Origin of the sequence: Streptomyces sp. NBC_00667 (assembly GCF_036226825.1) — a bacterium.
Taxonomy (GTDB): Bacteria; Actinomycetota; Actinomycetes; order Streptomycetales; family Streptomycetaceae; genus Streptomyces.
Map to the genome: position 1 here is coordinate 5,279,546 of NZ_CP109022.1, position 15,225 is coordinate 5,294,770.

Genomic DNA, 15,225 nt, shown 5'->3' on the forward strand with positions numbered 1-15,225 from the left:
TGTGCGGGTATGCGCCCGTTTGGGATGTGTGATTTCCCGGGGGTGTGTACAGGTATGACAAAGGCGTGGCCGTCCCGGTACCGCCCGATGATGCTCGTCGCGAGCGGAACATTAGACTCGACAGACCAGCAAGCAACTGCAAGGAGGCACGGGTGCTGCTGACCCGCATCAAGGGACCGCGCGATCTGGACCGGCTCAACCAGGAGGAGCTCTCCCAGCTCGCCGACGAGATCAGGTCCTTCCTCGTCGACGCCGTCTCCAAGACCGGCGGGCACCTCGGCCCCAACCTCGGCGTGGTCGAACTGACGATCGCCCTGCACCGGGTCTTCGACTCGCCCAAGGACAAGGTCCTCTTCGACACCGGCCACCAGGCCTACGTCCACAAGCTGCTCACGGGCCGCCAGGACTTCGCCGGCCTGCGCACCAAGGGCGGCCTGTCCGGCTACCCCTCGCGCGCCGAGTCCGAGCACGACGTGATCGAGAACTCCCACGCCTCCACGGTGCTGGGCTGGGCCGACGGCCTCGCCAAGGCCAACGAGGTGCTCCGGCGCGAGGACCACCACGTCGCCGCCGTCATCGGCGACGGCGCCCTGACCGGCGGCATGGCCTGGGAGGCGCTGAACAACATCGCCGCCGCCAAGGACCGCCCGCTCGTCATCGTCGTCAACGACAACGAGCGCTCCTACGGCCCCACCATCGGCGGCCTCGCCAACCACCTGGCCACCCTGCGCACCACGGACGGCTACGAGCGCTTCCTCGCCCGCGGCAAGGAGCTCCTGGAGCGCACTCCGGTCGTCGGCAAGCCGCTCTTCGAGACCCTGCACGGCGCCAAGAAGGGCCTCAAGGACTTCATCGCCCCGCAGGGCATGTTCGAGGACCTCGGACTCAAGTACATCGGCCCCATCGACGGCCACGACATCGAGGCCCTGGAATCGGCCCTCCAGCGCGCCAAGCGGTTCAGCGGCCCGGTCATCGTGCACTGCCTCACCCAGAAGGGCCGCGGCTACACCCCGGCGCTGGAGCACGAGGCGGACCGCTTCCACGCGGTCGGTGTGATCCACCCGGACACCGGCCTGCCCGTGAAGACCGCCGCCGCCAGCTGGACCTCCGTCTTCGCCGACGAGATGGTCAAGCTCGGCCACGAACGCGAGGACATCGTCGGCATCACCGCCGCCATGCTCCACCCGGTCGGCCTCAACAAGTTCGCCGAGGCCTTCCCGGACCGCATCTACGACGTCGGCATCGCCGAGCAGCACGCCGCGACGTCCGCGGCCGGCCTCGCCACCGGCGGCGTCCACCCCGTCTTCGCGGTCTACGCGACCTTCCTCAACCGCGCCTTCGACCAGGTCCTGATGGACGTGGCCCTGCACAAGTGCGGGGTCACCTTCGTCCTGGACCGTGCGGGCGTCACCGGCGACGACGGCGCCTCGCACAACGGCATGTGGGACATGTCCATCCTCCAGGTCGTCCCGGGCCTGCGCCTCGCCGCCCCGCGCGACGCCGAGCAGCTGCGCGCGCAGCTGCGCGAGGCCGTCGACGTCAAGGACGCGCCGACCGTCGTGCGCTACTCCAAGGGCGTCGTCGGCCCCGCCGTCCCCGCCGTCGGCCGGATCGGCGGCATGGACGTGCTGCGCGCCCCCGCGCCGGAGGTCACCCGGCCGGACGTACTGCTCGTCTCGGTGGGCGCCCTCGCCCCCATGTGCCTGGAGATCGCCGCCCTGCTCGACAAGCAGGGCATCTCCACCACCGTGGTCGACCCGCGCTGGGTCAAGCCCGTGGACGAGGCGTTGGCCCCGCTCGCCGAGCAGCACCGCGTGGTCGTCACCGTCGAGGACAACGGCCGTACCGGCGGTGTGGGCGCCGCCGTCTCGCAGGCCCTGCGCGACGCGGGTGTCGACGTACCGCTGCGCGACTTCGGCATCCCGCAGCGCTTCCTCGACCACGCGCTGCGCAAGGAGATCCTGGCCGAGATCGGGCTCACCGCGCCCGATATCGCCCGGCAGGTCACCGGCCTGGTGGCCAAGTTGGACGGTCGCTACGACAGCGCACCGGCCGCCACCGTCGACTGACGGACCGGCCGCGCGCGGTTGCGTGTGACGGGCCGGGAGATCACCCTTGAGGGGGTGGGCCTCCCGGCCCGTTCTCGTGTGCCTCGTCACCAGCCGGAGGTGCGTCGGTGAGCAGGAACCTGAAAAGCCCCTTCCGGACGAAGACGGTGGAGCAGTCCATCCGCGACACGGAGGAGCCGGAACACGCGCTCCGCAAGTCGCTCTCCGCCTGGGACCTGACGGTCTTCGGGGTCGGCGTCATCATCGGCACCGGCATCTTCGTCCTCACGGGCATCGCGGCGCGCAACAACGCCGGACCCGCCACCGCCCTCGCCTTCGTCGCGGCGGGCATCGTCTGCGCCCTCGCGGCACTGTGCTACGCGGAGTTCGCCTCCACCGTGCCGGTGGCCGGTTCGGCGTACACCTTCTCCTACGCCTCGATCGGCGAGCTGCCCGCCTGGATCATCGGCTGGGACCTCGTACTGGAGTTCGCACTCGGTACCGCCGTCGTGGCCGTCGGCTGGTCCGGGTACGTGCGCCACCTGCTGAGCACCAACCTCGGCTGGGACCTCCCCGCGGCCCTGTCGGGGCCCGACGGGGGAGGCACCTTCGACCTGTTGGCCTTCCTGCTGGTCCTGGTTCTGACCGCGATCCTGGTCGTGGGGACGAAGCTGTCGGCCCGGATCACCGCGATCGTCGTCGCCATCAAGGTGACGGTGGTGCTGCTCGTCATCGTCGCCGGCCTGTTCTTCATCAAGGCGGACAACTACAAGCCGTTCATCCCGCCGGCCCAGGAGCAGCCCCCGGGCAGCGGCTGGAAGGCGCCCCTGGTGCAGTTGATCTTCGGCTACGCCCCCACCAACTTCGGCGTCATGGGCATCTTCACCGCGGCCTCCCTCGTCTTCTTCGCCTTCATCGGCTTCGACGTGGTGGCCACCGCGGCGGAGGAGACCAAGAACCCCCAGCGGGACATGCCGCGCGGCATCCTCGGTTCGCTGATCATCTGCACGGTGCTCTACGTCGCCGTGACGCTGGTGGTCACCGGCATGCAGAAGTACACGCAGATGTCGGCCACCGCCCCGCTCGCCGAAGCCTTCAAGTCGGTGAACCAGCCCTTCTTCTCGGGCGCCATCAGCCTCGGGGCTTCCGTCGGCCTGATCACGGTGTGCATGATCCTGCTGCTCGGCCAGACCCGTGTGTTCTTCGCGATGAGCCGTGACGGACTGCTGCCCCGCTTCTTCTCCGTCACCCACCCGAAGTACCGCACGCCCTACCGCGCGACCATCACGCTCGGCGTGATCATCGCCGTCGTCGCGGGCTTCACGAGCCTGGAGAAGCTCGCCGAACTGGTCAACATCGGCACGCTGTTCGCGTTCGTGGTCGTCGCCCTCGGCGTGATCGTCCTGCGCCGCACCCGTCCGGACCTGCACCGGTCGTTCCGGACGCCGTGGGTGCCGCTGGTGCCCATCCTGTCGATCGCCGCGTCCGTGTGGCTGATGCTCAACCTGCCCGCCGAGACCTGGCTGCGGTTCGGCGTCTGGATGGTCATCGGCTTCGTCGTCTACTTCCTGTACAGCCGCCGCAACAGCCGCCTCGCCCGCGCCGGCCAGGACGCGAAGTTCTAGGTCCTGTCCTGGTCGGCTGGTCGTCTGATCGTCTGATCGGCGAAGGGCGCGGGCGCGGCGGCCGGTTCAGCCCTTGGTGGGGGAGTCCTTCGCCGAAGCGGGGATCTTCTGGTCCGCGCGCAGGGCGTCCCACAGCTGGGAGGCCTGGGGCTGGGCGACGACCACCCGGTTCCGGTCGACCTTGTCGTAGTCGACCGGCAGCATGATGGTCTCCATCGTGGCCGGGTCGACGCCCTTCATGCTCTGCGCGAAGTCGGCCAGGGCGGTCAGCGAGGCGAGCTGGGAGTCGGTGGTGAGCGACTTGGTGCCGGCGTCCGCCAGCTTGTAGAGCCGAGCCGGGTTGCCGAGGGCGTCCTGGTTCTTCATCTCGGCCAGCATCGCCAGCATGAACTTCTGCTGGAGGCCTATGCGTCCGAGGTCGCTGCCGTCGCCGTAGCCGTAGCGGGTACGGACGAACTTGAGGGAATCGGTGCCGTTCAGCCGGTGGGTGCCCGCGTCCAGCTTGAGGCCGCCCTTGGCTCCGCTCATCGGCTTGTCGAGGGTGACGGTGACCCCGCCGAGGGCGTCCACGAGGTCCTTGAAGCCGGCGAAGTCCACCTCGACGAAGTGGTCCACCCGGATCCCGGAGAGCTGTTCGACGGTCTTGACCACGCAGGCCGGGCCGGCCACCGAGTAGACGGAGTTGAACATGACCCGGTTCGCGGCCGGCACGGTGGCCCCGTCCCCGTCCTTGCACTCGGGCCGGCTGATCAGGGTGTCGCGGGGGATGCTGACCGCGGTGGCCCTGGACCGGCCCTCCGGTATGTGGACCAGCATCGCGGTGTCGGAGCGCGCTCCGCTGACGTCGCCGTGGTCCAGGTCCCCGTTGGCGCCGGCCCGTGAATCGGACCCCAGCACCAGGACGTTCTGCGCGTTCTCGACCACCTTGGGCGGCCGGTTGTCCCCGATGGCCCGGTCCAGGTCGACGCTGTCGATGTTGCCGTTGAGGTGGCTGTAGGCCCACCAGCCGGCGCCCGCGGCGCCCAGGACCAGCACGGCGACCACGAGCAGGACGATCCGCAACACTCGGCGCTTGCGCGGGCGTACCCCCCGGTCCGCGGTCCGGCGGCGCCTGCGGGTGGCGGTGTCTTGGGTCATACTGCTCGAATCCTCGGGGGGCCTGGGGCGGATGTCCGAATGCCGCTGCACTATAAGCAGATTTCTAAGTCGAACGGGAGAGCGCTTATCGTCCTCCTGGTCGGTGGTGAAGCGGAAATCCCGGAGTCCGCGAGGCGCCAGGTAAGAGGAGAGGAAGCCGTGGCCCGAGCAACCAGACGCCGTGCCCGACGCGGTGAGACGTCCCGCGAACCCCTGCCGGGTACCGACCCGCGGCCGGGCCGCGCGGCGCCGGTGGCGATCGTCGTGGCCGGCCCCGCGGAGGCCGTTCCCCTCATCCGCTCCGAACCGGCCGGCTCCGTGATCGAGGTCGTCTGTCTCGACGGCGGCGGCGACGCCGAACTCCGCGCGTTGGAAGCGGCCGTCACCCAGGCGCGCGGGCGCGGCTGCGCCTTCCCCGGAGAACCGTTCTTCCTCGACGCGGAGGCGGGCAACCTCACCGGCCAGATCCTCGACGCCCTCCACGACATCCGGCCGCTGCGCGTACGGACCCTCGATCCGGATCCCGTTCACGACGGCGTCGACCGCGAACGCAAGCTGCCGGTGGTCAACGAGCCCGAGGCGCGCGGCCGGGTGGCCCGCAGTGCGCTCAGGGCCGCCCGGCGCTACCAGCTGGCCGCCGGCACCCCGGTCTTCGTCGACTGCCGCAGGGCGGGCGCGGAAGCCGGCCTGCCTGCCGAGGCGTCCACCCGCTACCCGCTGCCCACCCGGTGGCTGTCGGCCGGGACGGACGGCCGGCTGTCCGCCTACCTGCCCACGGCCGCCGGCGTGGTCCGCTGGACCGAGGGGGCCACCGAGGCAGAGGGGTGGCGGGGTCCGGAACTGCTCGAAGGCCCGGAACTGATGCCCGGGCTGACCGTGCTACGGGGTCCCGAGGGCTACGCGCACCTGATCGGGCTGAGCCGGACCAAGCGCAAAGAGGGCGGTTTCGCGGTCGAGGTGGTCTGTACGACGCAGTACCAGACGGGCCGTCCGGTCGGCCCCTGGACCTCGATCGGCAACCCCAATGCCGCGAGCTGGCAGAAGGCCCGCGAAGTCGGCTTTCCGGCGGCCACCTTCGACGCCGCGGGCGTCCTGCACCTGTTCGTCCGCAATTTCGGGCACAGTGTCAGCGCGCGGAGGCAGTCGCCCAAGGGGGTCCTGAGCGGCTGGGAAACGCTCGGAGGAATGCGGACCGCCGACGAACTGACCGCCTTCCCGGCCGCCGACGGCGGGGTGCACATGGTGGCAAGGGCGCGCGACGCCCAGGCCGCGGTGCACTGGTACCGGCGGGACGCGGCCTCGGGGTGGGCGGAGGACGGCCGGATCCCGGTGAGCCCGTACCCGGGGAGCCTGTGCGCGGCCCCCGAGGCCGGCCAGGTCCGCTTCCGCTACGCCGGCAGCAACGAGGTCTGCGTCTGGTGGCCGGGCGCGCAGGTGCCGATCGGCCTCGGCGGCCCGGACGGGGCCGGCCCGGTCGGCGGGGTGGCCGGCGCCGACATCCAGGGGTGGGGCTGCACGGTCCTCGTGCGCGGCGGCGCCGGGGGAGTGACGGCCATCGGCGCGCACCCGGACGGGCGGCCCGACACGGGCGTGTGGTGGGCGGAGTCCGGAGAACCCTCCTTGGTTCCACCGGCGGCCGCATTCGATCGCCGGGGCCGTGTGGTGATCGCCACAGTCGGAAGGGACGGAAGGCTGCGTGTCGCCCGCCAGCAACTGGGATCCTCTGGCCTGGAGTTCACTCGCTGGGACGTTCAATAAGAGGTGTTCTGGTGGTTCACACGGGGTTTGGTGACTTCAGTTGTCATCTTGCGCTCTGGCTGGTGTCACATGTGACTTGTTATGGTCGTTGAGCGCCCTTTATCTAAAACATAGGTGAACGTTTGGCGTCACGGTGGCGGCGCCTGCTGTCGCCCGTGCTCGTGGGTTCGAGCGTTGGCGTCCCTGTAGGCCAGGTTCGACGCCGTCGACGACTGAGGGGTTATGTCCAAGCTGTCACTAAAGGCCGTCCAGAAGCTGACCTGCAAAAAGCGGGACGCCTGGTGGACGGTCCTTCTGGTCGACCCGGTGGCGACCCGCCTCGTCTGTCTGTTCGCCCGTTGGAACTTCGTGACGCCCAACCGCGTGACCTGGGCCGCGCTCTACGTGGGCCTCGGCTCGGCCTGGTTCTTCCTCCAGGGCGACTGGCTCTCCCTGTGCATCGGCGCGGCCCTCTACCACGTCAGCTTCATCCTCGACTGCATCGACGGCAAGCTCGCCCGCCTCAAGGGCAACGGCACCATCTTCGGCGGCTGGCTCGACTACGTCTTCGACCGCATCCGCGTGCTCTTCTGCGCGCTGGCCCTGATGGGCGGTCAGTTCCTGCTCCACGACGAGGAGATCTACCTCCTCGCGGCCCTCGCCGTGATCTTCCTCGACATGCTCCGCTACGTGGACGCCCTCCAGATCTACAAGATGCGCATGTCCATGCGGAACAAGATCGAGGCGGTCACCCTCGCCCGCCAGGCGGAGCAGGGGCTCGAGGAGGAGGAGCGCAAGGTCGTCTTCATCGAAGACCTGCTGCGCGAGAACCCCCTGGGCGAGGCCGACGCACTCAAGCGGGAGAAGGCCGAGACCGACCGGGCCGAGGTCATCGACCTGCACCAGCAGTTCCGCGAGCGCTTCCCCTGGTACGCGCGGGTCCGCCACGCCCTGGTGCAGAGCCGCATCCGGCCGCACCTCATCAGCGGCATCGAGTTCCAGATGTTCATCTTCATCGTGGGCCCGGTCATCGGCCACGTGCTGTGGACCACCGCCGTGTCGGCCGTGCTGATGGGCGCCTTCGAGCTCGTCATCATGTTCAAGTTCTGGCTCTCCACCCGCGACTTCACGCGCACGATGGAACGGCTCGACCCGGGCAACACCCCCTCGCGCGCCGGTTCCATCGCCCCCCACCTGCACGCCGGACGCCACCGTCGCCGCGGCGAGGACGACGCGCGCGCGATGCGGGCCGACCAGATGTTCCCCGCGCCCGAGCCGTACGAGGACCCCGGCTTCCAGCCGTACCCGCGGCCCTACACGGACGAGTACACGGGTGGTGTGACCGACACCATGCAGCTGCACAAGATCCCGTCCCAGCCGTCGCCGCGACCTGACTACGCCGAACCGGAGCGCCACCCCAGATGAGCTTCCCGGTCGACCCGTCGCAGTACCGCGTCACCATCGTCATCCCGGCCTTCAACGCGAGCGCCACGCTCGCCCGAGCGCTCCAGTCGGCCCTGGCCCAGACGCACCGCGGCATCGAGGTGCTCGTCGTCGACGACTGCTCCACCGACAACACCCTCGGGGTCGCCCGCCAGTTCGCCGGCCGGGACGGCCGGGTCCGCGTCATCGAGCGGCCGCACAACAGCGGCGGCTGCGGCGCCCCCCGCAACAACGGCATCGAAGCCGCATCCGGCCAGTTCGTGATGTTCCTCGACGCGGACGACGAGCTTCCGCTCAAGGCCGTCGAGACGCTGCTCTCCTCCGCCCTCACGACGGGGTCCGAGGTCACCGCCGGCCGTGTCGTACGCATCAACCTCGCCACCGACGAGATCACCGTCTGGCAGCCGCAGCTGTACCCCGCCGAGCAGACGGTGGGGGGCCTGGGGGCCATGCCGGAGCTCTTCGAGGACCCGATCGCGGCCGGCAAACTGTACCGCCGCGACTTCCTCGACAGCTTCGGCATCCGCTTCCCCGAGGGCGTCTTCTTCGAGGACACGTACTTCTCCACCGTCGCGAACTACCACGCCCGGTCCCTGACCCTCCTCGCCACCCCCGTCTACCGGTGGATGTGGGAGCGGGAGTCGGACCAGCCCTCGATCACCAACCGGCGGGGCGAACTGCGCAGCATCCGCGACCGCATCATGGTCCACCAGTACACCGACAGCTTCCTGTACAGCGTGGGCCGCCCGGACCTGCTGGCCCGCAAGGCCGCCAAGTTCCTCTCGCACGACCTGCGTCTCTACACCCCCGAGCTGCGCACCGGCGACCGCGCCTACCACAACGGTTTCCTGGCCGCCGTGGCCCCGTACCTGCGCACGCTCGAACCCGCCGCATTCGAGCTGTGCGGACCCATGGAGCGGGTGCGTGCCTTCGGGCTGATGCACGGCCGGGCCGACATCGCGGTCTCGGCCTCCGACTACATGCGCCGCCGCAGCGTCATCAGCTCCGACATCGTCGAGCGGGACGGCCGGGTGTTCTGGTCGGCGTCGCTGCTCGGCCACCCCGACGCCGAGCGGTTCCTCGAGGTCACCGAGCTGGAGCTGACCGGCCAGAAGCTCGCCGACGCCCGCCTGTACAACCAGGCGACGTCGGTCGAGCTGGTCGACGGCGAACTGCACATCTCGGGCGCGATACGCAACCAGTTCGGCCGGTTCCGCCCCGACGACAAGGTCGAGCTCATCGCGGTGCTGCGGCGACGCAGCACCAAGACGGACTACCGCTTCCCCGTCAGCGGCGTGGAGATCGACGCGGACTGGATCCGCTACCACAGCACGGTGGACCTCGCCTCCGCCGTGGACAAGGCCGACCAGGCGGGCCACTGGAACTTCTTCGTCCAGCTCCGCCACGACGGCGAACGCGCCTCCACCGCCCTGAACATCAGCGGCCTCGACGTCACCGGCCTGCGCCACCCCGGCAAGGCCGGCGTCCTGGAGGTCTACGAGACCGTCAGCGGCAACCTGGGCCTGCGCCCGGAGACCGAGCGACGGCAGGTCACCACCTCCGAGCGGGGCACCCCCTGGCTGTGGTGGCAGGACGTCGCCCCGGCCGTCCCCGCCGCGCCGCCCGAGCAGTACGAGGCGGCGATCGTGGTCCAGTGCCACAACGACGAGTACCACCTGCGCGAGTTCCTCTCCTCGCTCGTCGCGCAGCGCAGCTTCCCCGTCACCCAGGTGGTGTTCGTCGACGACGGGTCGAGCGACAGCACCGCGCAGCAATTGGCGGCCTTCGCGGCCTACTACCGCAACGCCCTCGTCGTCACCCAGCACCGCCTCGGCGTGCGCACCGCCTTCGACCACGGGCTGCGGTACGTCGCGGCCCCCTACGTGATGTTCGCACGCGCCCGGGACATCCTCGGCGAGGACTCCGTCGGCAGGCTGCTCACCGCGGCCCGCCGGGTCCGGGGCGCCGACGTGGTCGTGGGCCAGGCGGACAACTTCCCGGGCCCGTGGCGCGGCGCGGACGAGCCGTGGCAGCGGTACTTCAGTGCCAAGCAGCCCGTCCGCAGACTGGCGGACGCACCGTACCTGGTCTTCTCCACGCTGCTCGGCGGGAAGCTCTTCAAGACCTCCCACGTCCGTACGCACGGCTTCCGCTGCGGCCCGGGCCCCGGCCCCGAGGACGACTGGTTCACCGTCCCGGCCGTGCTCTACGCGAAGTCGGTGACCACCGCAGCGGACGCGCGCTTCTTCGAACGCGAGGAGCAGAAGCAGGACTCGCTCTTCGACCACCCCTGGAACGACCCCGTCAAGGCGGTGGACCGGGTCCGCCTGGCCGCGTACGTCCTGGACTCGGTCCACGGAGCCCCGGCCCGCGTCGTGCGCCTGGCCCAGCGTTTCGTGGTCCGTACGACCCAGCCCTACGTCCGCAACATGCACAGGATCATGAGCAGACCGGAGCTCGCCGCGGTCCTGCCCCTGCTGAAATCCGTCTACGGCCCGATCCCCGACGACGTGATCCTCCAGTACGCGACGCATCCCCAGTCCAGGGTCCAGCACCACGCGATCGTCACGGGCAACCTCGACCTCTTCGCCGACCCGCTCGGCAAGCCCGACTACCTGCCCACCCTCTTCCTCGACGAACAGGGGATGTACCGCAGGCTCGCGAGCGACCCGGTGCAGACCAGGCTGCTGCGCATCCAGCGGGCCGGCGCCGTCCTGGAGACGTTCGTCTGGGACGACGACGAGATGCATTTCGAAGGGCTCCTCGTCTTCTCCGGCGTGGACATCGACACCGCCTTCACCAACCGCGTCCAGCTGGTGCTGTCCGACGGGGAGCGGGAGGTGACCATTCCCGTGGAGCAGGTCTACCGGCGCGACCGCTGGCGTACCCGCAAGAACCAGGACTGGCTCTCCGGCTGGCGCGCCACGGTCCGCCCGTCGGCGCTCGACACGCTGCGCAACGCGGAGCTGACCCTGACCGTCCGCGTGCTCAGCGGCGACCTCCACCACGACATCCACGTGGCGGCCCGGCAGATGCTGCACCGCTTCAAGGGGGTGCACACCTCGGGACGCCGGCGCTTCGTCCTGTCGATCGACGACGACGAACAGGTCACCGTCCGCTGGGTGCGCGGCTTCCTGGCCCGGCGCAAGGACAAGCTGCGCCGGTTCGGCCGGGAACTGCGCAACTCGCTCCCTGGCCGCCCCGGCTGGCGCACCCGCCTGATGTACTGGCTGACCTACCCCTACCTGCACGGCCGGGGCATATGGATCATCGGCGAGCGCGAGGACACCGCGCAGGACAACAGCTACCACCTGTTCGCCTGGATCCGGCAGAACCGGCCCAAGTGCAAGATCTACTACTCCCTCAACGGAGACTCCCCCGACTGGGACAAGGTCGCCCGCTTCGGGCAGGTCATCGACCGGCTGTCGTGGAAGCACCGGGCGTACCTGCTCCATGCGGAACGCCTGATCAACGCCTACGACCTGGAGGCCTACCTCGGCTTCCCGGGCCTGCACAAGCGCGCCTTCCTGCGGGGCTACGGCGACCTGCTGCGCTACAAGCGGGTCTTCCTCCAGCACGGTGTCGTCTACAACGACGTCGTCGCCTCGGTCCACGGCCAGGCCACCAACGTCGACATGGTGCTCACCACGGGGCGCAGCGAGCGGTCCTACTACGCCGAGCACTGCGGCTACGGGTACCAGCGCGTCGCGGCGACCGGCCTGCCGCGCTTCGACGCCCTGGAGCCGGTGCCCGGGCTGCGACGGGTGCTGGTCATGCCGACCTGGCGCCGGGACATCGTGGCACCGTCCTACAACAAGGCGGCCAAGCCCGAGATCCCGTTCCCCGCGTCCGAGTACTACCGCTTCTTCTCCTCGCTGCTGCGCAACGAGCGGCTGCTGAAGGCGCTCCAGTACTACGGCGTCGAGCTGGAGTTCATGCCGCACTACGAGATCCGGCCCTACCTCAACCACTTCAAGATCGACCATCCGTCGATCACCGTGTCCTCGACCGGCCGGGACGTGCAGCTCGCGATGCGCGAGTGCTCGATGCTGGTCACCGACTACTCGTCCGTCTTCTTCGACGTGGCCTACATGGGCAAGCCCGTCGTCTACACGAACTTCGACGACGAGTCCTTCTACAGCAAGCACTACAAGCGCGGCTACTTCGACCTGGCGCGCGACGGCTTCGGTCCGGCCTGCCGTACCGTCGACCACGCGGTCGACGAGATCATCGCGACCATGGGCCGGGACTTCGAGGTGGAGCCCCGGTACCGGCAGCGCGCCGAGGAGTTCTTCGTCCTGCGCGACACCTCGAACTGCGAGCGCGCCTACCAGGTGATCGAAACGATGGATGCGAACGCCGTGGGTGACCAGCGGGCGCAGCTGTACCTCGGAGCACGCGGCTTCGGGGAGTTCTGAGAGGTACGTGACAGTCGCACCATGACGTCGGTATTCCTGGCGGGCGAATCCACCGTCTGTGACCGCCAGCGCAGCAGGGCCCCCATGGCCGGTTGGGGCCAGGCCCTGCCCCTGTTCCTCCACGGGCCCGCGGTGATCAATTGCGCGCGGGCCGGGGCGAGCAGCACCAGCTTCGTGCAGCGCGGGCGCCTGGGGTGGATCCTGGAGCAGATCACCCCCGGCGACCTGCTGCTGATCTCCTTCGGCCTCAACGACATGAAGCCGGGGGAGGACGTGTTCGCCGCGCCCTTCGAGAGGTTCCAGGCCAATCTGCGGCACTACGTGAACGAGGCGCGGGACCGGGGCGCGCACCCGGTGCTCGTCACTCCCCACGAGCGGCGGGTGTTCGACCGGTTCGGCAACATGCGCCGACCGCTGCACCTGTACCCGGCCGCGATGCGCGAGGTGGCCGTGCGGCTGTCGGTACCTCTGATCGACCTGAACGAGTGGAGCGTCGCCTGGTGGCGGCAGGCCGGCCCGGAAGGCACCAGGGCGGTATTCCTCCACCTGGCACCGGGGGAGCACCCCAACTACCCCGAGGGCGTGGCCGACAACACCCACCTGCGGGACGCCGGCGCGATCGAGTGTGCCCGCTTCGTCGCGAACGAGATGCGGGCGCGGGTCCTGCTGCCGGCCGCCTGCTTCCGGAACGTGGAGACGGCCCTCGACCCCGCCCGGGCCCTGGAGTTCCCCGACGACGCCGCCTTCGCGTACCTGACCAAGACCCGGACCACGGGAGGCAGGCGATGAGCGGCTGGTTCCCGCTGGTCCGCGCCTGGGTCGCGCAGGGCCCGTACTCGGGTGTGGTCGACCTGGCGGCCACCGCCGATCCGGCGCTCGCGCTCGTACCCGGGCAGCGCTTCCGGCTCGCCATGACGGTGACCCCGAGCGGCGGGGCCCACCGGACGTACGGCTACCTCCTGGGCGAGGACCTGGGCGGCGCGGTGGTCCTGGAGGAGCTGCAGCACCTGCGCCGGCTGCCCAACGGCAGGTACGCCGCCTTCGCCCCGCAGACCCGGGCGATCACCGCCGACTGCGTGGTCAGGGTGCGGGACGACGCCCCGGACGGCTCCGTCGTGATGCCGCGCGTCGTGGTCGGCCTCATGATCGCCCAGGGCGACAAACTCGTCCCGTCCGCCGGTATCGAGGACCGCGGTTTCCACGTGCGCCGCCGGGTGGTCCCCGGCCGGCCGCTGCTCCTCGCCCCGGGCGGACACGTCACCCTGCCCGGATCAACCGCCGACGGGCTGAGACTGAGCGCGGTCTCCCCCGCCCGCCGCGGAAGGCTCAGCTGCGCCCCCGACGGCTCGCTCACCTACCAGGCGCCCGCGTCCTACCAGGGTTACGACCGGTTCACCTGCACCTACGAGGACCCCGCGGGGCACACCCATCCGTCAGAGGTGGTCATCCACATCGGTGACCTCGGCATGTCCCCGGGGGCGCTGAATGTCTTCCACGGCTAGAAGCACCGCCCTGGCGGTCTTGCTGACGACGGCCCTCGCCCTGACGGGCTGTTCGGGCCCGGCGGGCACCCCGGACGGCCGGGACTCCCCGGACGAGCAGGTCCGCGACGTCGTCCTGCCCCAGGGCGTCGGCTACCGCACGTTCGTCGGGAAACTCGACGGACGCTCGCCCTCGCACGTCCACGTGCTGACCATCGCCCCCGACGCCCGGGCCCGGGTGGGCGGCCTGCACGGCGCCAACCTCGCGAGCGCCGAGACGGTACGGGAGATGGCCGGGTCGGCCGGGGCGCTGGCAGCCGTCAACGCCTCCTACTTCGACATCCACACCGGCAAGTACTACAGCGGATACGAAGGCGATCCACTGGGTCTGTACGCCGAGGGCGGCAAGGTGCTCAGCGAGGCGACGAACGGCCGGCCGGCCCTGCTCCTCGGATACACCGGCGGCCGGCTCGATGCCCGCGTCGAGGAGATCAGCACCGAGGAGCAGGTGACGTCGGACGACGGTGAAGCCCACGAACTGGACGGTTTCAACCGGGTCCCGGGCCGCGTACTGGGTTGCGGAGGGGTCGGTGGCGACCGGCTGTCCGACACCGAGGAACCGATGCAGGAGCCGTACGGCGGGCTGTGCACGGACACGAGCGAGCTGGTGGTGTTCACGCAGGAGTGGGGCGACTGGACTCCGCCCGGCCCCCCGGGCAGCATGGAGGCGCTGCTCGACGCCGACGGGCGGGTGGTGGGCGTACGCAAACCGGCCGGCGGGAGCATGCCGAAGAACGGCAGCACGCTGTACGCGATCGGGTCCGGCGTCGACTGGCTGCGCACCCACGCACCCAAGGGCAGTGTGGTCACGCCCTCGGTGCGGATGAAGGACGCGATGGGGCGGACGGTGCCCGGGCCCGTCGACACGGCGGTCGGTGGACGCTACCGGCTGCTGCGTGACGGCGTGTCCGCGCTCGGGGAAAACGCCGCGCTCACCAGGAGGGCCCCGCGCACGGCGGCCGGAGTCACCGCGGACGGCACCCTCCTCCTGGTGACGGTCGACGGCCGGGAATCCCGGGTGAGCGCAGGGGCCACGCTCAGCGAGGCCGCAGACCTCATGGCCTCGCTCGGCGCCGAGAACGCCGTCGGCCTCGACGGCGGCGGATCCACGACCGTGGTCGTGGGCGGGAAACTGCGCAACAGGCCCCGGGAGACCGCGGGCCAACCGGTCACGGAACGGCCCGTGGCCAACGCGCTGGCGCTCTTCGACCACTGAGCGCCCCGGCGCTGCCGCCGGAAACGGCCGATGCCGCACCACCCGCCGGGGTGGTGCGGC

The 15,225-nt window shown here is 70.3% G+C and carries 9 protein-coding genes; 8 read left to right on the top strand and 1 reads right to left on the bottom strand.

All coding sequences use genetic code 11. The annotated features are described in order from the left end of the window. Positions 1 to 152: 152 nt before the first annotated feature. Together dxs and OHA81_RS24430 are read left to right on the top strand one after the other, a co-directional pair. Positions 153 to 2,069 (top strand): 1-deoxy-D-xylulose-5-phosphate synthase, encoded by a 1,917-nt coding sequence (gene dxs / locus OHA81_RS24425; protein ID WP_329199218.1) that lies wholly within the window; start codon positions 153 to 155, stop codon positions 2,067 to 2,069. A gap of 107 nt (positions 2,070 to 2,176) precedes the next feature. Continuing rightward, positions 2,177 to 3,673 (top strand): amino acid permease, encoded by a 1,497-nt coding sequence (locus tag OHA81_RS24430; RefSeq protein WP_329199219.1) that lies wholly within the window; start codon positions 2,177 to 2,179, stop codon positions 3,671 to 3,673. A gap of 66 nt (positions 3,674 to 3,739) precedes the next feature. On the opposite strand, the gene OHA81_RS24435 is transcribed toward OHA81_RS24430, so the two are convergent. After that, positions 3,740 to 4,810, bottom strand: a complete 1,071-nt coding sequence (locus tag OHA81_RS24435) for an LCP family protein (protein WP_329199221.1) — start codon at positions 4,808 to 4,810, stop codon at positions 3,740 to 3,742. A 159-nt stretch (positions 4,811 to 4,969) separates the two neighbouring features. Here OHA81_RS24435 and OHA81_RS24440 point away from each other — a divergent pair, with 159 nt between their 5' ends. From OHA81_RS24440 to OHA81_RS24465, 6 genes are all read left to right on the top strand, one after another. Beyond that, positions 4,970 to 6,568 (top strand): hypothetical protein, encoded by a 1,599-nt coding sequence (locus OHA81_RS24440; protein ID WP_329199223.1) that lies wholly within the window; start codon positions 4,970 to 4,972, stop codon positions 6,566 to 6,568. A 222-nt stretch (positions 6,569 to 6,790) separates the two neighbouring features. Beyond that, entirely contained in the window at positions 6,791 to 7,972 is a 1,182-nt protein-coding gene (locus tag OHA81_RS24445) for a CDP-alcohol phosphatidyltransferase family protein (RefSeq protein WP_329199225.1), read from the top strand. Then, complete coding sequence (locus tag OHA81_RS24450; protein ID WP_329199227.1) at positions 7,969 to 12,408, top strand: bifunctional glycosyltransferase/CDP-glycerol:glycerophosphate glycerophosphotransferase; 4,440 nt, start codon at positions 7,969 to 7,971, stop codon at positions 12,406 to 12,408. Before OHA81_RS24445 ends, OHA81_RS24450 begins: the two co-directional genes overlap by 4 nt. A gap of 21 nt (positions 12,409 to 12,429) precedes the next feature. Further along, positions 12,430 to 13,197: a rhamnogalacturonan acetylesterase gene (locus OHA81_RS24455; protein ID WP_329199229.1), complete on the top strand. Its 768-nt coding sequence runs from the start codon at positions 12,430 to 12,432 to the stop codon at positions 13,195 to 13,197. Beyond that, on the top strand, positions 13,194 to 13,910 hold the full coding sequence (locus tag OHA81_RS24460) for an Ig-like domain-containing protein (protein WP_329199231.1): 717 nt from the start codon (positions 13,194 to 13,196) through the stop codon (positions 13,908 to 13,910). Before OHA81_RS24455 ends, OHA81_RS24460 begins: the two co-directional genes overlap by 4 nt. Beyond that, positions 13,894 to 15,165: a phosphodiester glycosidase family protein gene (locus OHA81_RS24465; RefSeq protein WP_329199233.1), complete on the top strand. Its 1,272-nt coding sequence runs from the start codon at positions 13,894 to 13,896 to the stop codon at positions 15,163 to 15,165. Before OHA81_RS24460 ends, OHA81_RS24465 begins: the two co-directional genes overlap by 17 nt. Positions 15,166 to 15,225: the final 60 nt, after the last annotated feature.